The organism is Tenacibaculum sp. Cn5-46 (assembly GCF_022347705.1).
In the GTDB taxonomy this organism is placed as follows: domain Bacteria; phylum Bacteroidota; class Bacteroidia; order Flavobacteriales; family Flavobacteriaceae; genus Polaribacter; species Polaribacter aiptasiae.
This window is the reverse complement of sequence record NZ_JAKRGD010000001.1, coordinates 200156-220298: the sequence shown is the minus strand read 5'-3', so window position 1 is coordinate 220298 and position 20143 is coordinate 200156. Positions and strand designations below refer to the sequence as shown.

Here is a 20143-nt window from a genome sequence, read left to right as displayed (position 1 = left end):
AAAGTTAGACTAGCTAAAAGGCAAAAGGTTTAAATGAGCTTTTTATTTTAACAAAAAAATTATCCTTGAATTTCAATACTAAAAGAATTACCGTCTTTGCTTTTTCTTTTATTTTTAAAACGCTCCATCATATCTTTAGAGTGCTCGTCCATAATTTTATCAAACTTTTCCTGTGTAACTTTCTTTCCTTTTGTAGGCTCTTTTATCTCTATTTTATCTGATGAATTCATTACAATCTCTGTACAAACAATTGTTAGTTTACCATCCTGAATTTCTAAAATTAAACCTGGTAATCCCCAAAACTGTTCAGGACCGTTACTCAAAGGAATTTGAGGTGTGTACCAAGCCACAGTTGTAACAGTTACTTTATCTTTTTTCTCTTCACGTTTACCATCAGTCATGGTAAAAGAAGTTCTTGTTTCCTCACGTTTTCTTACTGCTTTATAACAAGTATAGTTTCCTATATTTTTAGTTTCACTTGTCATTTCCCAACCGTAATCTTCTAATTTATCTTTTATAAGAAATCGTTTTCCACTTATTTCAGTTTTATTCACATACCTTTTATCTGCAATATTTTTATATAAAATATCACTACCTCCACCTCCACCAATAGATATAACACTAATAGAGTTACCTCCTATTGCCTGAGGAGCTGATAATTCTTTATTCTGTGTATATACAGACTCTGATTTATTGAAATTTAAAGTATAAGTTTTTTGAAATTGCTTTTTAAGTTGCTCTTGTAACTGCTTTTGTAACTTAGAATTTCCTCCATGTGTTTCACCTAACTTTATATCAACTTTTCTAAATGTTTTATAAGTAGCTTTTCCTTGAAAATTCTGTCCCAATACTGAGACTGAAATTAATAGTAATAATAATGTAAATCGTATCATTTTCTTTGTTTTTATAAATTCTCAATTACTTTAATCATTCTTTTTGTCATTGCAATTGTTCCATCTAAATCAGACAACTTCCCTTTAACTTTAAAACTATGTTTAAACTTTAATTTTGAATCTTTTTGGTTATCTCTTACTGTGAATCCAACAGCAACAATTTCACTACTATTTTTATTGCTTTTAAAAATTTCTTTTACATCATTCCAATTAATAGTCTTCAGCTCTTTTACAGAATCTACTGAAAATATTAAAGAAGTAACTTTATTTTCATCAAGCTCAACAGTTGCAATATCTTTTTGTCCATATACAATTGCTGATAAACACAATAACAATAAGGTAATTGTTTTTTTCATTTTTGATTATTTTAAATTTTCACTTTACAAATATGAATACTTAAATATTCCTTTTGAGTTAACGAGTGTTAACGAGTGTTAAGCGATTGTTTTTATTGACCTTAACCCCTTATCTTTGAAGCATGAAGAACCCAAAAAGACATTGGATTTTATATTTAATTATAGTTACTATACTAACTACTATAACAGTACAGTTTTATTGGAACTATAAAAATTATGAACAGAATAAGCTACGAGTTTTAAACGAAATTCAAATTAGCTTAGACAATTCTATAGAAGCATATTATGTTGATTTCACTAAAGAAAGTCATTTTGCAATTGTTGAACCAAATCACTTAACAGCTGCCAATAAGAGAGAAAAAGATGCTGCTTGGAAAAGCATCTTTAGAAGGTCAGGAATTAAAAAAAGTGCAAAAAAATTCCCCGAGAAAAAAAAATCATCTTTTGAAATTACTGCCGTTGAAATAAATGGTGGAAAAGAAGATTTTACTAAAATGGATTCAGCTTTTATAAAATCTTTTATAGGAGAAAAAAACATGATCACTTCAAACAAGAAAGACTCATTAATGTTTTCTGGTAGTATATCCATTCAATCTAAAAAAGACAAGGAAACAGTAAAGTCTTATAAAAATCATAATGAAAAAGTTCAATTGTTTCTGGGAAAAAGATCTGTAGATAGTCTAAAACTAATAAAAGGAATACAAAGTATTTTTATTGCTATCCAAAACGATACCATTGACTACAGAAAACTTGATTCTATAATGGCTCAAGAATTAAATAATAAAAAAATTCAAACAGACTTTTATTTTAAACATTTTAAAAACGACTCACTTTTTTATACTAACAAAACAGACAATGTTAAATACCCTTTAATAACTAGTGCTAAATCAACTTTCTTAAAGTCTCATGAAGATTTTAATTTATATTATAATAATCCTACATACGAAGCTTTAAAAAGAAGTTTTACAGGTATACTATTATCCTTTCTTTTATCATTAGCTGTTATTTCTAGTTTAATTTATTTGCTAAAAATTATCAATCAACAAAAGGAACTTGCAGAAATTAAAAATGATTTAATTAGTAATATTACTCACGAATTTAAAACTCCTATTACAACAGTTTCAACAGCTATTGAAGCCATAAACAACTTTAATATTATTGATGATAAAGAAAAAACTAAAAAATACTTATCCATATCATCTATACAGTTAAAAAAGTTACACCAAATGGTTGAAAAACTTTTAGAAACTGCCACCTTAGATAGTGAGAAATTATTATTAAAAAAAGAACCTGTTAACATTATTGATTTAATTGAAAAGCTCACAAAAAAACATCAATTAATTGCTCCAGAAAAAAGCATACATTTTTCAAGTAATGTCTCAAGCTTAGAAAAAGAAATAGACCCATTCCACTTTGAAAATGCTGTTTCAAACTTAATAGATAATGCTATTAAATATGGAGGAGATAAAATTGAAATTAATATAAACTCTCTTCTAAATAACATAGAAATTTCTGTTGCTGACAATGGTATAGGTATTGATAAAAACCAACAAGATAAAATATTTGAAAAATTCTATAGAGTTCCCAAAGGAAACACTCACGATGTTAAAGGGTTTGGAATTGGTTTATATTATACCAAAAAAATTATTGAAAAGCACAACGGAATTATATCATTAACTACCAACTTTAAACAAACTGTTTTTAAAATTTCTTTACCAAATGACTAAAAAAATAAAATTATTATTAGCCGAAGATGAACCTAGTTTAGGCCAAATTATAAAAGAAAGCTTAGAAACAAGAGATTTTGAAGTTTTCCATGCTGAAGATGGAGAAAAAGCATATGAAATATTTCAAAAAGAAAAACCTGAAGTTTTGGTATTGGATGTTATGATGCCTAAAAAGGATGGCTTTACATTAGCTAAAGAAGTAAGAGAAGAAAATAATTCCATTCCTATTATTTTTCTAACGGCAAAATCACAAACTAAAGATGTATTAGAAGGATTTCAACATGGAGGTAACGATTATTTGAAAAAGCCTTTTTCAATGGAAGAATTAATTGTAAGGGTTCATGCTTTATTAGATAGAGTTAACTTGAAAAAAGATAGTTCAAAAATTAGTATTGGTAGTTTTACTTTTAACTACACAAAACAAACTCTAACACTTCAAAATCATTCAGAACTATTAACACATAAAGAATCTGAACTACTTTATCATTTGTCTCAAAAGAAAAACGAGGTTTTAGATCGTGGTTTTATCTTAAACAAACTTTGGGGAAATGATGATTTTTTTAACGCTAGAAGCATGGATGTGTTTATTTCTAAGTTACGTAAAAAATTAAAAAAAGACGAATCTATTCAAATTATAAACATTCGTGGTTATGGTTATAAATTGATGTGTTAAAAACTTTTGAAATCCCTTTTTTTATGTAATTTTACCACCTTGAAATTCGAAAACTATGCATGTAGCAATTGCCGGAAATATTGGCGCAGGTAAAACCACGTTAACCAAATTATTAGCAAAACATTTTAATTGGGAACCTCATTTTGAGTCTGTAGATGAGAATCCATATTTAGATGATTTTTATGGAGAAATGGAGCGTTGGTCTTTTAACCTACAAGTTTATTTTTTAAACAGCCGATTCCGCCAAGTTTTAGAGTTAAGAAAATCTGGAAAGAAAATTATTCAAGATAGGACTATCTATGAAGATGCTCATATTTTTGCTCCTAACCTGCATGCTATGGGACTTATGACAAATAGAGATTTTAGCAACTATAGTTCTTTATTTGAATTAATGGAGAATTTAGTTACACCTCCTGATTTATTAATATACTTACGTGCAGATATTTCTACTTTAGTAGGACAAATACACAAAAGAGGTAGAGATTACGAAAACTCTATTAGCATTGATTATTTAAGCAGATTAAATGAACGTTATGAAGCTTGGATTAGTAAATACAACAAAGGAAAATTATTAATTATTGATGTTGACAATTTAGACTTCGTTGCTAACCAAGAAGATTTAGGATACATCATTGATAGAATAGATGCGCAAATAAATGGTTTATTCTAAACCTGCGCTCTTTTAAATTCACTTAATAAAATAGCTGTTGCAGTAGCAACGTTCAAACTTTCAGTTTGTTGAATTTCCCCAAATCGTGGGATGGTTAATTTGTGCTTTACAATTTCAGAAATTTCTTTTGAAATTCCGTTAGCCTCATTACCCATTACCAGTATTGCTTTTTGGGGTAACTCTGATGTATAAACATTATCACCATCCATGTCTGCAGTATAAACTGGTAAAGTTGTATTTGACAAAAAGTTAGGTAAATCTACATACGAAATATTAACCCTTGTTAGTGACCCCATCGTAGACTGCACTACTTTTTGATTATAACAATCTACAGTAGTTTTAGAACAAACTAACTTGGTTATTCCAAACCAATCACACAAACGAATAATAGTTCCTAAATTCCCTGGATCATTTACATTATCTAAAGCAAGTATAAAATCGTTTTTATCGCTTATATCTTTATTTTCTGGAATTTTAAACAATCCCAAAACCTTATTTGGTTTTTTTAAAGTACTTATTTTTTTTAATTCGTTTTCAGATATCACAACAGAATCAATTTCATTTATAAAACCTAAAGAATCATCAGTAGTAAATACTTGATATAACTCTAAAGACGAATTCAACAATTCATTTACAACCTTTATTCCTTCAGCTACAAATAATTTATGTCGTTGTCTATACTTTTTTTGTTGTAAACTAGTTATTAATTTCAGGTTGTTCTTAGATAAACTCATTAAATCTTTTTTAACACTTTTAAACCACTAAAAAATAGTATTTTTGATAAAAAAATACGAGGCGTAAAGTTAATGAAAAAACTTTCTTTCTTCTTTTTATTAGTAGTCTTATTCTATTCTTGTAGTACCATAAAGTACGTTAAGGAGAATGAATTATTATTAGCCAAAAACACTGTTTACATAGACAGTTCAAAAAACTCCAGTAGTAATATTTCCGAATTATTAATGCAAAAGCCTAACGCTAAAGCTTTAGGAATGCCTCTTTCACTATATTTTTACAACTTAGGAAATCCTGATGGCTCTAAAACACCAAGTGAGTGGGCCAAAAACAATCCAAAAACGTATAATTTTTTTAAAAATAATTTTTCAGAAAAACAAAGTATTGCAGTTGCTAGAAGTTTTATCGGTTTTAACAATTGGTTTTTAAGAAGTGGACAAGCACCTATTATTATTAATGACAGAAAAACAAGAAGAACTGTAGCTAATTTAAGTACATATTTTCAAACAAAAGGTTATTTTAGATCAAAGGTAACTTCAAGAAAAGATACTATTGGTAGAAAAAAAGGAGCTATAACATATAGTGTTTTAAGAGGTAAACCATCTTTTTTAGACTCTATTAGCACAAAAATATCTTCTCCTGTTCTTTCAGCTTTGTACAAAGAATCAAAAGAAAATAGTTTTTTAAAATCTGGTGACCAATACGAAGTTGATAATTTTATAAAAGAGGCAGATCGATTAGTAAAATTGTTTAGAAATAAAGGTATTTATCATTTTAATGAGAATTACATTTTATTTGACATCGATACTCTAAAAAATTATAGAAAAACAGATGTTGACGTTAATATTTCTGACAGAGTTATTCCTTTTAAAATTCAAAAAATTAAAAAGGTAAATATCTATACAGACTATACTTACAATAAAAGAAACCTACCACATCAAGATTCTACATCTTATGAAGGCATTAACTTTTACGCTAACGACAAACTAAAATACAACCCTAAATATTTATCTCAATCAATATTTATCAAACCTAATTCTGTTTATAGTGATTCACTAAGAAATTTAACTAGAAGACATTTAAAAGGTCTAAGAAATTTCAAATCTACCTCTATCAGATACAACGAACTTAGTGATGATGAATTAGAAGCATCCATATTTTTAACACCTATAGAAAAATATACTTTAGGATTTGACACAGAACTTTCAAGGTCAAATATTAGAAATTTTGATATTTCACTAAAATTCTCTTTAACTAATAGAAACACATTTAAAGGAGCCGAAATTTTTAAGTTTTCAACTTTTGGTTCTTATTTTAATTCTAATAATGGTCCTGGTTGGGAAGTTGGAGGCGATATTTCTTTAGAAGTACCACGTTTAATGGCTCCTTTTGGCTTACATAAATTTGTACCCAAAAGAATGTTCCCTAGAACTAAGTTTTTTACTGGAGTAGGAATTCAGAAAAACATTGGTTTAGATAGACAAAATATTACAGTAGGAATTGATTATAAATGGAACTACACAAAGCGTAAATCAATTCAACTAGAATTATTAAATGCTCAATATATAAGAAACTTAAATGTTAATAATTATTTTAATGTATACTCTTCAGAATATTTAAAATTAATAGCCATAGGACAAGTTTCAAATCCAACTTTACCTGTTCCTGACAATACTCCTGGTAATTTTAATCAAATAGGAAATTACGCTGCACAAATAGCTAGTAATACTACTTATTTCCAAAACAATCCTGAAGATCTAGGTGTTATTTTAAATATAATTGACCGATATAGAATTATTACTTCCGATTTCTTAATTCCAGAAATTGCATATAGCTTTACTTACAACAATCAAGAAAATGCAAAAGATCAAAGTTTTTCATTTTTTAAACTTAGAATAGCTAACTCGGGAAATGTAATGGGGCTTTTATCAAAGCAAAAAAATGACAACGGAAAAACTACTGTATTTAAAATTCCTATAGCCCAATATTTTAAAGCAGATTTAGAATATAAAAAATACTGGAACTTAGGAAACAATACAGTATTAGCACATAGAACCTTTCTGGGAGCCATAGTGACTTACGATAAATCAAACATTCCTTTTTCAAGAAGTTATTTTGCAGGAGGCTCAAACGATATTAGAGCCTGGAGGACCTATGACTTAGGTCCTGGTACTCGATCAACAGGTTTAGAATATAACATTGGTAGTTTAAAGTTTCTTACAAGTTTTGAATATCGCTTTGATGTACTAGGATCGTTAAAAGGAGCTTTATTTGTAGACGCCGGTAACATTTGGGACATTACTAAATCTGAATTCATCGACGATGATGCAAAATTTAAAAATATAAAATCGTTAGGAGACATGGCAGTAGGGACTGGTTTTGGAATGAGGTATGATTTTAAATTCTTAATTGCTCGATTAGATTTAGGTTTCAAAGTTCATGAACCTTATTTAACAGGGAATAGATGGTTCAGAAATATGAACTTTTCAAGTTCTGTATTAAACATTGGTATAAATTATCCTTTTTAACTACTTTTTTTGCTACAACGTTATCGTTATTTTTAATTCAGATAAGTTTTAATTTTCTTATTTTTGGAGCATTATAATACAACTAAAAATCAATTTTAATGTCTCATAATATCAAACCAGGTGTTGCTACTGGAAAAGAAGTTCAAGCAATATTTCAATTAGCAAAAGAAAAAGGATTTGCTTTACCAGCAGTAAATGTAGTAGGTTCAAACACTATTAATACTGTATTAGAAACTGCAAAAGAACTAAACTCTCCAGTAATTATTCAATTTTCAAATGGTGGTGCTCAATTCAATGCAGGAAAAGGACTTTCAAACGAAGATCAAAAAGCTGCAATAGCGGGAGCTGTAGCTGGAGCAAAACACATTCATTTATTAGCTGAAGCTTACGGAGTACCTGTAATTTTACATACAGATCACGCAGCTAAAAAATTATTACCTTGGATTGATGGCTTATTAGATGCTAGTGAACAGTTTTATAAAGAAACAGGAAAGTCTCTTTATAGCTCACACATGATTGATTTAAGTGAAGAACCATTAGAAGAAAATATAGAGATTTGTAAAGAATACCTTGCTCGTATGAGTAAAATGGGTATGACATTAGAAATTGAGTTAGGTATTACAGGAGGAGAAGAAGATGGTGTAGACAATACCGATGTAGATGTTTCTAAATTATATACACAACCTGAAGAAGTAGCTTATGCATATGAAGAGTTAATGAAAGTAAGCGATCAATTTACAATTGCTGCTGCTTTTGGTAATGTTCATGGAGTATACAAGCCAGGGAATGTAAAATTAACTCCAAAAATCTTAAAGAATTCTCAAGAGTATATCTCAGAAAAATACAATGTACCTCATAATACTATTGATTTTGTATTTCATGGAGGATCTGGTTCTACTTTAGAAGAAATTAGAGAATCTATAGGTTACGGTGTTATCAAAATGAATATTGATACAGATTTACAATATGCTTTTACGGAAGGTATTCGTGACTATATCATAGGTAAAAAAGAATATTTATCAAGCCAAATTGGTAATCCAGAAGGAGAAGATTTACCTAACAAAAAATACTACGATCCACGTAAATGGTTAAGAGAAGGTGAACAAACTTTTAAAGCTCGTCTTAAAAAAGCTTTTGAAGATTTAAACAATGTAAACACCTTATAAACAACTATAAATCAACAAAAAAAAGCATCTAATCGAGGTTAGATGCTTTTTTTATTGCTCATAAAAGTAAAGTTCGTAAAAATCTTTTACATTTGTAGCCTACTCTTTTCATAAAAAGAGTTGATAACACACAAACAACAAAATATAAACTAAACACTATGGCTTGGTTTAAACGTAAAGACAAGGGAATTCAAACCCCTACCGAAGAAAAAAAAGACACTCCTAAAGGCTTGTGGTATAAAACTCCAAGCGGGAAAATTATTGATACAGACGAATTAAAGAAAAACTTATATGTAAGTCCAGAAGATGGATACCATGTACGTATAGGAAGTAATGAATATTTTGAATTATTTTTTGACGACAATAAGTTCGAAGAATTAAATTCAGAATTAACTGCTAAAGATCCTTTAAAATTTGTGGATACTAAAAAATATCCAGATCGTTTAAAGGCAGCACAAAAGAAAACAGGATTAAAAGATGCTGTACGAACTGCTGTTGGTAAATCTTTAGGAAAAGATATTGTTATTGCTTCTATGGACTTTGCTTTTATCGGAGGATCGATGGGAAGCGTTGTAGGAGAAAAGATAGCAAGAGCTATTGATTATGCAATCCAACATGAATTACCATTTTTAATGGTATCAAAATCAGGAGGTGCTCGTATGATGGAAGCTTCATTATCATTAATGCAGTTAGTAAAAACATCAGCGAAATTAGCTCAATTAGCAGAAGCTAAATTACCATACATATCATTATGTACAGATCCTACAACTGGAGGTACAACAGCTTCTTTTGCAATGTTAGGAGATATTAACATAGCGGAGCCTAACGCTTTAATTGCATTTGCTGGACCTCGTGTTGTAAAAGACACAACAGGTAAAGAATTACCTGAAGGGTTCCAACGTTCTGAATTTGTTTTAGAACATGGATTCTTAGATGGTATTTACGAAAGAAAAAACTTAAAGAAACAAGTTAACTTATATATTGATTTAATTCAAAATCAACCTATAAGAGCCTAATTAAGGAAGCTAGCTAACGCTAGCTTTTTTATTTTTTGGTTCTTTATTAACATTCTAAAAAATAATTGTACATTTGCAGCTTCAATGTAAAAGCATTGAGTACATTAAAATCATTTAAACAATATTGGTATGTATTTAACTAAAGAAGTAAAGGAAAGCATCTTTGCTAAACACGGTAAAGGAGCAAACGATACTGGTTCTGCAGAAGGACAAATCGCATTATTCACGCACAGAATTAACCACTTAACTGAGCACTTAAAGCAAAATCGTAAAGATTTCAACACGGAGCGTTCATTAGTAAAGATGGTAGGTAAGCGTAGAAGCTTGTTAGATTACTTAAAGAAAAAGGACATCAACAGATACCGTGCGATTATTAAAGAATTAGGAATTAGAAAATAATTTCTACCAAAAAGAGGCTCTATAAACGTGCCTCTTTTTTATTTTACAAAAAATTCATTTCTGACTAACAAACAGAAATTTATATAAAAAATCCAAAATTACTAACAACAATTTTGGTTTTCCATTGGAAATACAACAACACAACAACAAAAAACGAATTAAAAATTTAGAAGAATTAATTTATGATTCCAAAAGTATTTAACCAAGTCATTGAGCTTGGAGATGGAAGAACCATCACATTAGAAACAGGAAAATTAGCTAAACAAGCAGATGGTTCTGTTGTTGTAAGAATGGGAGATACAATGTTATTAGCAACAGTTGTATCAGCAAGAACTGCAAACCCTGGTATTGACTTTTTACCTTTAACAGTAGATTATAGAGAAAAATTTGCTGCTGCTGGTCGTTATCCAGGTGGATTTATGAAGCGTGAAGCACGTCCTTCAAACGAAGAAATTTTAACTATGCGTTTAGTGGATAGAGTTTTAAGACCTCTTTTCCCTAAAGATTACCACGCAGAAACTCAGGTAATGATTCAATTAATGTCTCATGATGAAAATGTAATGCCAGATGCGTTAGCTGGTTTAGCTGCTTCTGCTGCTATTCAATTATCAGACATTCCTTTTGAAGCTCCAATTTCAGAGGTTCGTGTAGCTAGAATCAACGGTGAGTTTGTTATTAACCCTAGTGCTACGCAATTAGCAGAAGCTGATATCGATTTAATGGTAGGAGCTTCTAACGATTTTGTTGCCATGGTTGAAGGAGAAATGGATGAAGTTTCTGAAGAAGAAATGGCAGATGCTATTAAAGTTGCTCACGAAGCAATTAAAGTACAATGTGCTGCTCAGGTAGCTTTAGCAGAAGCTGTAGGTAAAAAGGAAACTCGTGAATATGAAGCTGAAGCTACTAATGAAGAATTAGCTCAAAAAATTCATGATGCTTCTTACCAAAAATGTTACGATATCGCTAAAAGAGGTACTTCTAAACAAGAACGTGGTTTAGCTTTTTCTGAAGTAAAAGAAGAAGTAATGGCTATGTTTACTGAAGAAGAGTTAGAAGAATTTGGTGATTTAGTAGGAAAGTACTTCGGTAAAGCTCATAAAGCAGCTGTACGTGATTTAACTTTAAATGAAGGATTGCGTTTAGATGGACGTAACACTACAGATATTAGACCAATTTGGTGTGAGGTTGATTATTTACCAAGAACTCATGGTTCTTCAATCTTTACACGTGGAGAAACTCAAGCTTTAGCAACAGTTACTTTAGGAACTTCTAGAGATGCTAACATGATTGACTCTCCAACTATTCAAGACGAAGAGCGTTTTTATTTACATTATAACTTCCCTCCATTTTCAACTGGTGAAGCACGTCCTTTAAGAGGAACGTCTCGTCGTGAAATTGGACATGGAAACTTAGCTCAAAGAGCTTTAAAAGGAATGATTCCTGATGATTGTCCTTACACAGTACGTGTTGTATCTGAAGTTTTAGAATCTAATGGTTCTTCTTCAATGGCGACTGTATGTTCTGGTACAATGGCATTAATGGATGCTGGTGTTAAAATGAAAAAACCAGTTTCTGGTATTGCTATGGGATTAATCTCTGATGGTGATCGTTATGCTGTATTATCTGATATCTTAGGAGACGAAGATCACTTAGGTGACATGGATTTTAAAGTAACTGGTACTGCAGATGGTATTACAGCTTGTCAGATGGATATTAAAATCAAAGGATTAAGTTATGAGATTTTAGTAAACGCTTTAAAACAAGCTCGTGATGGACGTTTACACATCTTAGAAAAATTAACTGATACTATTGCTACTCCTAATGGAGAAGTAAAAGCACACGCTCCTAAGATGGTAAACAGAGTAATTCCTAACGACTTAATTGGTGCGTTTATTGGACCTGGTGGAAAACACATTCAAGAATTACAGAAAGAGACAGAAACTACTATTGTTATCAATGAAGATCCTGTTACTGAAGAAGGAATTGTTGAAATTTTAGGAACAAACCAAGAAGGTATAGATAAAGTAATAGCCCGTATTGAAGCAATGACATTTAAACCTGAAAAAGGTTCAGTTTACGAAGTAAAAGTTATTAAAATGTTAGATTTTGGTGCTGTAGTAGAATATACAGAAGCTCCAGGAAACGAAGTTTTATTACACGTAAGCGAATTAGCTTGGGAACGTACTGATAATGTTTCTGACGTAGTTAAATTAGGAGACATCTTAGACGTTAAATACTTTGGTTTAGATCCTAGAACTCGTAAAGAAAAAGTATCTCGTAAAGCATTGTTACCAAAACCAGAAGGTTATGTAGCAAGACCTCCAAGAGACAACAATAAAGGTAAAGACAATCGTAATCGCGATAATCGTCGTGATGATAGAAAAGATAGAAAGCCTAGAGAAAATAAAAAAGAAGCTTAAAATTCTTTTTTCAAAAAAAGCAACCATTACTGGTTGCTTTTTTTTATAACCTTATTAATCTTAATAAAAAAGGCCACTGTCAATAGTAGCCTTAGTAGAGTTCGTTTTGATTATTCCCCAATAATCTATTAAAAAATTTACTCTTAAAGAAATTCAGTATTAAAACAAGTAAAAAGTAGTTTACCCTATCCTTTTATGAAGAAATTTGTTAAATAAAAATTTTATTTTTTGCTCGTTCTTATTTAAGTTTTATTTTTCTTTGCACTCTACTCATGAAAATACAAAGAATTACATATTTATCTATAGGAACAAACCAAGGGAATAAGTTGCAAAATATTCAAAGTGCAGTTAATTTAATCGCCGATCAAATCGGTGCTATTCAAAAAATTGCAACTGTATATGAAACTCCTTCCTTAGGCTTTGAAGGAGCTAATTTTTACAACACATGTATTAAAGTTTCTACTTATTTACCTCCTGAAACCTTGATAAAAAAGTTACTTTTTATTGAAAAAGAATTAGGTAGAATTAGAAATACTTCTGAAGGTTATACCGATAGAATTATTGATATCGACATTTTATTATTTGATGATGAAATAATTTTTTCAAAAAACTTAATTGTTCCACACCCAAGAATGTTAGAACGTAAGTTTGCTTTAGTTCCTTTGGTTGAAATAGCTAGAAATACAATTCACCCAATAGAAAAAAAGCATTTATATATTTGCCTTGAAAACTGTGCGGACAGTTCAGAAATAACGCCTATTAACGAAGCGTTAAAAAGACCTATTCCTATTACTGAAAAGTATAATTATATAGCTATTGAAGGAAATATTGGTGCGGGAAAAACTTCTTTAGCTAATATGATGTCTGATGAATTTAATGCTAAAATTGTATTAGAACGTTTTGCAGACAATCCTTTTCTTCCAAAGTTTTATAATGATAATGAACGATATGCTTTCCCTCTAGAAATGAGTTTTCTTGCTGATAGATATCAACAATTATCTGATGATTTAGCCCAGTTTGATCTTTTCAAAAACTTTATCGTTTCTGACTACTATATATTTAAATCTTTAATTTTTGCTCAAATCACATTGCAAGAAGATGAGTATAAATTGTATAGAAAAATGTTCGATTTAATGTATAAAGAAATAACTAAACCTGATTTATACGTTTATTTATATCAAAACACTGAGCGTCTTTTACAAAATATTAAAAAAAGAGGTAGAGAATACGAACAAAATATTGAAGCTAGTTATTTACAGAAAATACATGATGGCTATAGCAACTTTATAAAAACACAATCAGATTTAAATATTTTAATCATTGATGTTTCTGATTTAGATTTTGTAAATAATCCTGAAGATTATCATTTTATAATTAATAAAATCAAAAATCATACAACATAAAAAAAGCAGCTTAAAAGCTGCTTTTTTTATTTTTTAACCAATTCTAGTTTCTCTGCAAAATAATCACAAAAATCGCGCATTGTTGCACTCATTTTATCATCATTGGTAGCTCTTTCAAATGAATTAGCCATCGATACTAATGTTTGATGAAAAAATTGCTTCATTTCATCTACAGGCATATCTTTAGTCCACAAATCCATACGTAAGGTATCCTTTTTTTTATGATCCCAAACAGACAACATGATTGCTTTTGATGCTTCGTTTGTTATTCCTCCATCTTCAGCACTCCATGAAATCTCTTCTGGAATTCTATTCTCATCTAACCCTACTTTAAAAGTAATCTTTGAAGTATGTTCTATTGCCATTATCTCTTCGGTTTATATTTTGATTTATTGAATATTGTTTCTTCGTCCGTTTGTAATAATTCTCGCAAAGATACATCATTCTTTTGCATATATGAGCGTACTATTTGCCAACCTATCCACTCACCTATTCTTCCTGGCGATTCTCCATCTCCTTCCATATAAAACTTAGAAAATGGAGCCAAGTTTAAAAACCTTTTATCATTTTCTTTACTAGTACTATATAATAAATCCTTTCCTACAAAATACTTCCATATCTGTTCTTCATTATCTACAGCCCAATCAAACTTAACTTTTGGATACCCTATTTTATATTCATCTAGTACATTTGGTAAATAAGCATCTAACAAGTACATTTTCTTTCCTTTGTATATCATTTTATCTATAAAGCGTCTTGACCTGCTAGGATACATTTGCTTACTTATTATTGCTTTAGCAACATCAACAATTATATTTTCTTTTTTATTATTCTCTTTAACATATGCAGGATAATCATTATAAAACTCATGTTCTTTTCCTAAATAAGAATCTAATGAAATTAACAGCAAACTATCTGAATAAACAATACGGTTATCATAATCAATATTAGTCAGCATTGTAATTACTTTCGGACTTACAAATTTTGGATTGTAATATTTCACATGTTTAAATAATGAAACTAATTCTAAATCTAATTCATTTATATCATTATACACACGTTGAGTTTCTATAAATAACTCTTGTTCGTCTTTATCATTTCGTTTATTTCCCCATATACTATCGTGAACATTTAAAGGAAATAATATTGGGTATTCTTTTTTTACTTGTTCCAAACTCTTTTCTGATATGTTGTAAAAATCTATATCAAAACGGTCAATTTCTACATTAACTTTTATGTTAGAAACATCAACATCTAACTTCGATTTTCCCTCTTTTTTACAAGAAACCATTCCTAAAACTAAAACACAAAGTGTCAAAAATTTTCTCATGAACTTTAGTATATTTACATTCAAAATTACAACGTCGAAATTACTAAAATAGTTTATATCATCTTTATATAAACTTTCATTAAAATATCTTTCATTATGAATACACCTAAAGTAGCTGAACATATAATTCAATGGTTAAAAGACTATGCTAACAATGCTAAGGTAAATGGTTTTGTAGTAGGTGTTTCTGGAGGTATTGATAGTGCTGTTACTTCTACTTTATGTGCCAAAACTGGACTACCTACTTTATGTGTTGAATTACCTATACATCAAGCAGAAAGCCAAGTTAACAGAGCCAATGAACACATTAAACAACTTAAAGAGCGCTTTGACAATGTAAGTGAGGTTGAAGTTAATTTAACTTCTACTTTTGAAGACTTTAAAACTGTAGTACCTGAAGTTGAATCTTCTGCTAAAACAGATTTAGCATTAGCAAATACCCGTGCACGTTTACGTATGACAACTTTATATTATTTTGCTGGTTTACACGGTTTATTAGTTGCTGGTACAGGTAACAAAGTTGAAGATTTCGGAGTTGGTTTTTACACAAAATATGGAGACGGTGGAGTTGACTTAAGCCCTATTGCTGATTTAGTAAAATCTGAAGTATATGCTTTAGGGGAATATTTAGGCGTACCGAACTCTATCCAAACGGCACAACCTACCGATGGTTTATTTGGTGATAGTAGAACAGACGAAGACCAAATTGGTGCTTCATATGATGAATTAGAATGGGCTATGGAAATGCAAAATATAGGGAAAACTAATGATGATTTTTCTGGTAGAGAACTAGAAGTATATAAAATATATACGCGTCTTAACCGAATTAATCAACATAAAATGATCCCTATACCTGTTTGTGAAATTCCTTTAGATTTAAAGTAAATTAACCAGCATCATTTGCCGTTTAATCTTTTGATAAGTACGTTTCTTTTCACCGTTAGATATTTTAAACGGCAATAAAACCAGCAGTCTAAGCAGTTCAAAAAACTGCAGCAATTTTCTCATAATTTTTGTTCTTTCTTGTTCTTTCCTCGGGATAAAGTTACAAAAAAATCGTATACAATTGTTAATTTCTGTTAACGTTTAAAATAAGTTAACGTTAAACTACTCTATTTAACTTTTCAAACAGACGCTTTTTTAAATCGGTATAATTAGAAATTTCCTCTAAATCAGGCATTTTATTTTCTGTTTGTACTTGTTCCAGTATCTCTTTAATTTTTTCTTCTATCAAAACTCTTCTTAAATTCAATACTGCATCTGACACTAATTTTGGAAGTATTTTTATAGTATCTGTAACAAACACTTCTTTTCTTTCCCAATCGCTTAATGAATATTTTTCTTCATCCATTAAAACATTAGTAACTAGGTTTGATATATTAGTATCTTCATGCATTATCAATTGATCTATAGATATTTTTTCATCTTGATTCAATTGATGAATTAACTCATAATAAGTTAACCTAAATACTTCATTGGTAAATTCAATTTCGTCTTCTTGTAAATTTAGATACAACTCATTACAAACTGAGTTTTGATACTCTTCTTTTTCTAAAATAGGTCTTCCTTTTTCATCTACTCCGTCTACCCAGTTTACAAATTCTATTACTTCATTTCCATACAGTAATAATATTCTTATTACTTCTTTCTCTAAAATATTTAATTGATCTATTTTCTGATTTGCCTTAGCTCCTTTTCCTTTAACAACCCCCATTCTAGGCTGCTCTCTCTCTTGCATACGTTGAGGCTCTGAATAAGAACTTTGCGATTGACCTCCGCTATTTCCTCCGCTTCTACTTAGTAATTGTGCTAACTCACTAAACAATACTCTTTCAGATATATCCATAATATTAGCACACTCTTGCACATATACTTCTCTTTGAATTCCATCTGGAATTTTAGAAATACTCGTTACAATATCACGGATTAATCCAGCTTTCTTTACTGGATCATTTGCAGCTTCCTTCATTAATAAAGATACTTTGAACTCTATAAAATCTTGGGCTGTATTTTCTAAGTAATCTTTTAATTCTTTACTTGAATGAGCTTTCGCAAAACTATCAGGGTCCTCTCCTTCTGGAAAGGAAACCACTTTTACATTCATTCCTTGTTCTAGAATTAAATCTATACCTCTAATTGATGCTCTAATTCCTGCCGCGTCTCCATCAAATAAAACAGTTATATTCTTTGTTAAACGATTTATTAAACGTATTTGATCCGGGGTTAAAGCAGTACCTGATGAAGCGACTACATTTTCTACTCCAGATTGATAAAACGAAATTACATCTGTATATCCTTCTACTAGAAAACAATTATCTTGTTTAGCAATTTCTTTCTTTGCATGATAAATACCGTATAAAATTTTACTCTTATGGTAAATCTCACTTTCTGGTGAATTTAAATATTTAGCTGCCTTTTTATCATTTGTAAGTATTCTTCCTCCAAAACCTAAAATACGACCAGACATACTATGTATTGGAAACATTACACGTCCTTTAAAACGGTCAAATTTTCTATCTTGAGCCCCGCCTTCTTTTACAATAGTCAAACCTGTTGACTTTAGATATTTTAGGTCGTATCCTTTACTTAAAGCTGCATTGGTAAAATTATCCCATTCATCTTTACAATACCCTAAATCAAATTTTTCTATTATGTCTTCTCTAAAACCTCTTTCTTTGAAATAAGACAACCCTATAGCTCTACCTTTTTGGCTGTTCATTAATACATCATGAAAGTAATCTTTAGCAAATTTTGAAACTAAAAACATACTTTCACGCTCATTCATTTGCTGTTTTTGCTCGTCAGACTGCTCAGTTTCTTCTATTTCAATATTATATTTTTTTGCTAACCACCTAATAGCCTCAGGATAAGTATAATGCTCATGCTCCATTAAAAACGACACTGCATTTCCTCCTTTTCCTGTACTAAAGTCTTTCCATATTTGTTTTACTGGAGATACCATGAATGAAGGAGTCCTTTCATCTGTAAATGGACTTAATCCTTTAAAACTACTTCCCGATTTCTTTAACTGTACAAACTCACCTATCACTTCTTCTACTCTAGCAGTTTCAAATACTTTTTCTATCGTTTGTTGAGTTATCATTGGCTATAAATATTGAATTTTCAAAGATAATGCTTTTAAAAATTTTCTTTTTTAAAAAAATAGGAGTATATTTATTAGGCTTTAAGTAGCTAAAAAACAAATACTTATGAATAGAAAAAGGATATCCCTCGTACTCCTGTTTACCATTCTATGCATAGCAAATGGTATATCTCAAAAAAGAATTAGTGAACTTTTAAAAAACAAAAGTCTTGAACTAAATAAAGTTGAAGAATACGTTTTAGAAAAAAAAATTATACCTCCCCAGTGTGGTTCTATCTACGACATAAATCTAATTAACAGCGAACTAAACCTTCATAAAAATACTTCTTCAGCTTCCTTTGATGACTCAAAATATGTTATTAATGTATTTTTTCATATTGTTAATAAAGATGATGGAACCAGAGAAATCCCTATAGAGGAAAGTAACATTATTGAAGCCATTACAATACTTAATGATAAGTTTAATCAGTTTGATATATACTTTAAGTTTAAAGGCTTTAATCATATAAATAATTCAAATAAGCTTACTGTTTTTCATGGACTACAAGGCCAAACTCCATTTGGTACTTTTAATGAGTTAGTCCAATATTCTAAAGACATTAATAAGTATCAGGATGATAGTTTTAATATTTTTATAGTTGATAAAATTTTCAACAACAATATTCAGTTTATTAAGTATTCTGGTATGGCTAATAGAAATGGTGTTAATACTGTTATTGATGATGAGTATTTATTAACCTCTACTTTACCTCATGAAATTGGTCATAACTTATCTTTATTACATACTTATCATAACTGGAATAGCTCAAATTGTGAATTAGCTCACGCAAATGACCATGTTGATGACACTGCTCCATCTACTACTTATGACAGTAGCGAAGTTGACTCTGATTGTTCTACATACACTGGTACCAACAATAATTCTAAATGCAATATTGAGTTTTCCAATATCCCTGCTAATAATTTTATGAGTTCAAGCACATTGCCTTGTAGATCTTTAGAAAATGCAGTATTTACAAAGGGACAAGGAGACAAAATGAGAACAGCTATTAGAGAAAATTCGGATACTAAATTTGCTAAAGTAATGAACTCTCTAGAAAGTTTATACGAACCTTATGCTTCAAAAATTATACTAGGAGAAGTTACACATACTGAGCCTGATCCTAATAATTTTGGGAATGAAATTGTTTATAGAACTCCAAGTAAAATTGTCCATAAGTTTCAAAAAGGGTTTGATTATGAGTTTTATCACACCCAAGCTCCTTGTGATACTCCTGGAAAACTCAGATTAGAGCATACTGTAAGTAAAGATGAAACTCCTGAAGACACAGGGTACATTAGAGCTGTAAAAATTAAACAACTTGGAAACAATATTATTGTGTACACTTGCCTAGGAGGATTTAAAGCTAAAAATTCTAATTCAGTACCAATTACTTCTGTTACTATTACCTCTAAGGAGTCATTAGGTGATAGCTATTATAAAACACAAACATTAGGATTGAACGACATTAAAACAAATCCTTATTATGAACGAGAGTTACCGCCTAATAAATATTATTTTATAAAAAAGGTTTTAGAAAATGGCATGCAAATAAAAAGAACAATCTATAAAATTGATATTTAATTTTTTATCTTTTTATTGTTGTTATGGTAAAAACCTTTTAACGGTTTAAACTTAAAAATAAGTTCTCTTTTAAGGGTAATTATATCGAAATTTTATACTTTTG

17 protein-coding genes are annotated in these 20143 nt (G+C 29.9%); 11 read left to right on the top strand and 6 right to left on the bottom strand.

Features of this window, described 5'->3' with window-relative positions; translation table 11 throughout:
- Nucleotides 1–59 precede the first annotated feature (59 nt).
- On the bottom strand, nucleotides 60–893 hold the full coding sequence (locus MHN29_RS00970; protein WP_235273479.1) for a GLPGLI family protein: 834 nt from the start codon (nucleotides 891–893) through the stop codon (nucleotides 60–62).
- Nucleotides 894–904: 11 nt separating this feature from the next.
- Nucleotides 905–1249, bottom strand: a complete 345-nt coding sequence (locus MHN29_RS00965) for a hypothetical protein (protein ID WP_235273480.1) — start codon at nucleotides 1247–1249, stop codon at nucleotides 905–907.
- 122 nt (nucleotides 1250–1371) lie between these two features.
- Here MHN29_RS00965 and MHN29_RS00960 point away from each other — a divergent pair, with 122 nt between their 5' ends.
- From MHN29_RS00960 to MHN29_RS00950, 3 genes are read left to right on the top strand one after another with little or no spacing between them, the layout of a single operon-like run.
- A complete protein-coding gene (locus tag MHN29_RS00960; RefSeq protein WP_235273481.1) occupies nucleotides 1372–2976 on the top strand; it encodes a sensor histidine kinase KdpD in 1605 nt (534 codons plus the stop codon).
- On the top strand, nucleotides 2969–3649 hold the full coding sequence (locus MHN29_RS00955) for a response regulator transcription factor (protein WP_235273482.1): 681 nt from the start codon (nucleotides 2969–2971) through the stop codon (nucleotides 3647–3649). The genes MHN29_RS00960 and MHN29_RS00955 overlap by 8 nt, the downstream gene beginning before the upstream one ends.
- A gap of 55 nt (nucleotides 3650–3704) precedes the next feature.
- Nucleotides 3705–4319 carry a deoxynucleoside kinase gene (locus tag MHN29_RS00950; protein WP_150900022.1) on the top strand — a complete coding sequence of 205 codons (615 nt, stop codon included), beginning with the start codon at nucleotides 3705–3707 and terminating at the stop codon, nucleotides 4317–4319.
- On the opposite strand, the gene MHN29_RS00945 is transcribed toward MHN29_RS00950, so the two are convergent.
- Nucleotides 4316–5053 (bottom strand): RNA methyltransferase, encoded by a 738-nt coding sequence (locus tag MHN29_RS00945; RefSeq protein ID WP_235273483.1) that lies wholly within the window; start codon nucleotides 5051–5053, stop codon nucleotides 4316–4318. The genes MHN29_RS00950 and MHN29_RS00945 overlap by 4 nt on opposite strands.
- A 72-nt stretch (nucleotides 5054–5125) precedes the next feature.
- Between MHN29_RS00945 and MHN29_RS00940 the strand changes: the two genes are divergently transcribed.
- From MHN29_RS00940 to folK, 6 genes are all read left to right on the top strand, one after another.
- On the top strand, nucleotides 5126–7579 hold the full coding sequence (locus tag MHN29_RS00940) for a BamA/TamA family outer membrane protein (RefSeq protein ID WP_235273484.1): 2454 nt from the start codon (nucleotides 5126–5128) through the stop codon (nucleotides 7577–7579).
- A gap of 98 nt (nucleotides 7580–7677) precedes the next feature.
- Nucleotides 7678–8745, top strand: a complete 1068-nt coding sequence (gene fbaA, locus MHN29_RS00935) for a class II fructose-bisphosphate aldolase (RefSeq protein ID WP_150900019.1) — start codon at nucleotides 7678–7680, stop codon at nucleotides 8743–8745.
- A gap of 158 nt (nucleotides 8746–8903) precedes the next feature.
- Nucleotides 8904–9761: an acetyl-CoA carboxylase, carboxyltransferase subunit beta gene (gene accD, locus MHN29_RS00930; RefSeq protein ID WP_150900018.1), complete on the top strand. Its 858-nt coding sequence runs from the start codon at nucleotides 8904–8906 to the stop codon at nucleotides 9759–9761.
- A gap of 129 nt (nucleotides 9762–9890) precedes the next feature.
- Nucleotides 9891–10160, top strand: a complete 270-nt coding sequence (gene rpsO, locus MHN29_RS00925; RefSeq protein WP_150900017.1) for a 30S ribosomal protein S15 — start codon at nucleotides 9891–9893, stop codon at nucleotides 10158–10160.
- Between the two features lie 182 nt (nucleotides 10161–10342).
- The gene (locus MHN29_RS00920; protein ID WP_235273485.1) at nucleotides 10343–12580 is read left to right on the top strand and encodes a polyribonucleotide nucleotidyltransferase; all 2238 of its coding nucleotides are present in this window, start codon (nucleotides 10343–10345) and stop codon (nucleotides 12578–12580) included.
- A 272-nt stretch (nucleotides 12581–12852) separates the two neighbouring features.
- The gene (gene folK, locus MHN29_RS00915) at nucleotides 12853–13983 is read left to right on the top strand and encodes a 2-amino-4-hydroxy-6-hydroxymethyldihydropteridine diphosphokinase (protein WP_235273486.1); all 1131 of its coding nucleotides are present in this window, start codon (nucleotides 12853–12855) and stop codon (nucleotides 13981–13983) included.
- 26 nt (nucleotides 13984–14009) lie between these two features.
- On the opposite strand, the gene gldC is transcribed toward folK, so the two are convergent.
- Both gldC and gldB read right to left on the bottom strand, forming a co-directional pair.
- Nucleotides 14010–14348 carry a gliding motility protein GldC gene (gene gldC, locus MHN29_RS00910; protein WP_150900011.1) on the bottom strand — a complete coding sequence of 113 codons (339 nt, stop codon included), beginning with the start codon at nucleotides 14346–14348 and terminating at the stop codon, nucleotides 14010–14012.
- Nucleotides 14348–15313, bottom strand: a complete 966-nt coding sequence (gene gldB, locus MHN29_RS00905; RefSeq protein WP_235273487.1) for a gliding motility lipoprotein GldB — start codon at nucleotides 15311–15313, stop codon at nucleotides 14348–14350. The genes gldC and gldB overlap by 1 nt, the downstream gene beginning before the upstream one ends.
- Nucleotides 15314–15409: 96 nt before the next feature.
- On the opposite strand from gldB, the gene nadE reads away from it, so the two are divergent.
- The gene (gene nadE, locus MHN29_RS00900; RefSeq protein ID WP_235273488.1) at nucleotides 15410–16198 is read left to right on the top strand and encodes an NAD(+) synthase; all 789 of its coding nucleotides are present in this window, start codon (nucleotides 15410–15412) and stop codon (nucleotides 16196–16198) included.
- A 217-nt stretch (nucleotides 16199–16415) separates the two neighbouring features.
- On the opposite strand, the gene dnaG is transcribed toward nadE, so the two are convergent.
- A complete protein-coding gene (gene dnaG, locus MHN29_RS00895) occupies nucleotides 16416–18416 on the bottom strand; it encodes a DNA primase (RefSeq protein ID WP_235273489.1) in 2001 nt (666 codons plus the stop codon).
- A 106-nt stretch (nucleotides 18417–18522) separates the two neighbouring features.
- Here dnaG and MHN29_RS00890 point away from each other — a divergent pair, with 106 nt between their 5' ends.
- Nucleotides 18523–20040, top strand: coding sequence for a M43 family zinc metalloprotease (locus tag MHN29_RS00890; RefSeq protein ID WP_235273490.1), 1518 nt, complete (start codon nucleotides 18523–18525; stop codon nucleotides 20038–20040).
- Nucleotides 20041–20143: the final 103 nt, after the last annotated feature.

Excerpts from the sequence above, each read along its gene's own strand:
- folK (WP_235273486.1), top strand. The coding sequence starts at position 12,853 with ATGAAAATACAAAGAATTACATATTTATCTATAGGAACAAACCAAGGG.
- MHN29_RS00965 (WP_235273480.1), bottom strand. The coding sequence starts at position 1,249 with ATGAAAAAAACAATTACCTTATTGTTATTGTGTTTATCAGCAATTGTA.
- fbaA (WP_150900019.1), top strand. The coding sequence starts at position 7,678 with ATGTCTCATAATATCAAACCAGGTGTTGCTACTGGAAAAGAAGTTCAA.
- MHN29_RS00970 (WP_235273479.1), bottom strand. The coding sequence starts at position 893 with ATGATACGATTTACATTATTATTACTATTAATTTCAGTCTCAGTATTG.
- MHN29_RS00920 (WP_235273485.1), top strand. The coding sequence starts at position 10,343 with ATGATTCCAAAAGTATTTAACCAAGTCATTGAGCTTGGAGATGGAAGA.
- gldC (WP_150900011.1), bottom strand. The coding sequence starts at position 14,348 with ATGGCAATAGAACATACTTCAAAGATTACTTTTAAAGTAGGGTTAGAT.
- dnaG (WP_235273489.1), bottom strand. The coding sequence starts at position 18,416 with ATGATAACTCAACAAACGATAGAAAAAGTATTTGAAACTGCTAGAGTA.
- rpsO (WP_150900017.1), top strand. The coding sequence starts at position 9,891 with ATGTATTTAACTAAAGAAGTAAAGGAAAGCATCTTTGCTAAACACGGT.
- accD (WP_150900018.1), top strand. The coding sequence starts at position 8,904 with ATGGCTTGGTTTAAACGTAAAGACAAGGGAATTCAAACCCCTACCGAA.
- gldB (WP_235273487.1), bottom strand. The coding sequence starts at position 15,313 with ATGAGAAAATTTTTGACACTTTGTGTTTTAGTTTTAGGAATGGTTTCT.
- MHN29_RS00960 (WP_235273481.1), top strand. The coding sequence starts at position 1,372 with ATGAAGAACCCAAAAAGACATTGGATTTTATATTTAATTATAGTTACT.
- MHN29_RS00955 (WP_235273482.1), top strand. The coding sequence starts at position 2,969 with ATGACTAAAAAAATAAAATTATTATTAGCCGAAGATGAACCTAGTTTA.
- MHN29_RS00950 (WP_150900022.1), top strand. The coding sequence starts at position 3,705 with ATGCATGTAGCAATTGCCGGAAATATTGGCGCAGGTAAAACCACGTTA.
- nadE (WP_235273488.1), top strand. The coding sequence starts at position 15,410 with ATGAATACACCTAAAGTAGCTGAACATATAATTCAATGGTTAAAAGAC.
- MHN29_RS00940 (WP_235273484.1), top strand. The coding sequence starts at position 5,126 with ATGAAAAAACTTTCTTTCTTCTTTTTATTAGTAGTCTTATTCTATTCT.
- MHN29_RS00945 (WP_235273483.1), bottom strand. The coding sequence starts at position 5,053 with ATGAGTTTATCTAAGAACAACCTGAAATTAATAACTAGTTTACAACAA.
- MHN29_RS00890 (WP_235273490.1), top strand. The coding sequence starts at position 18,523 with ATGAATAGAAAAAGGATATCCCTCGTACTCCTGTTTACCATTCTATGC.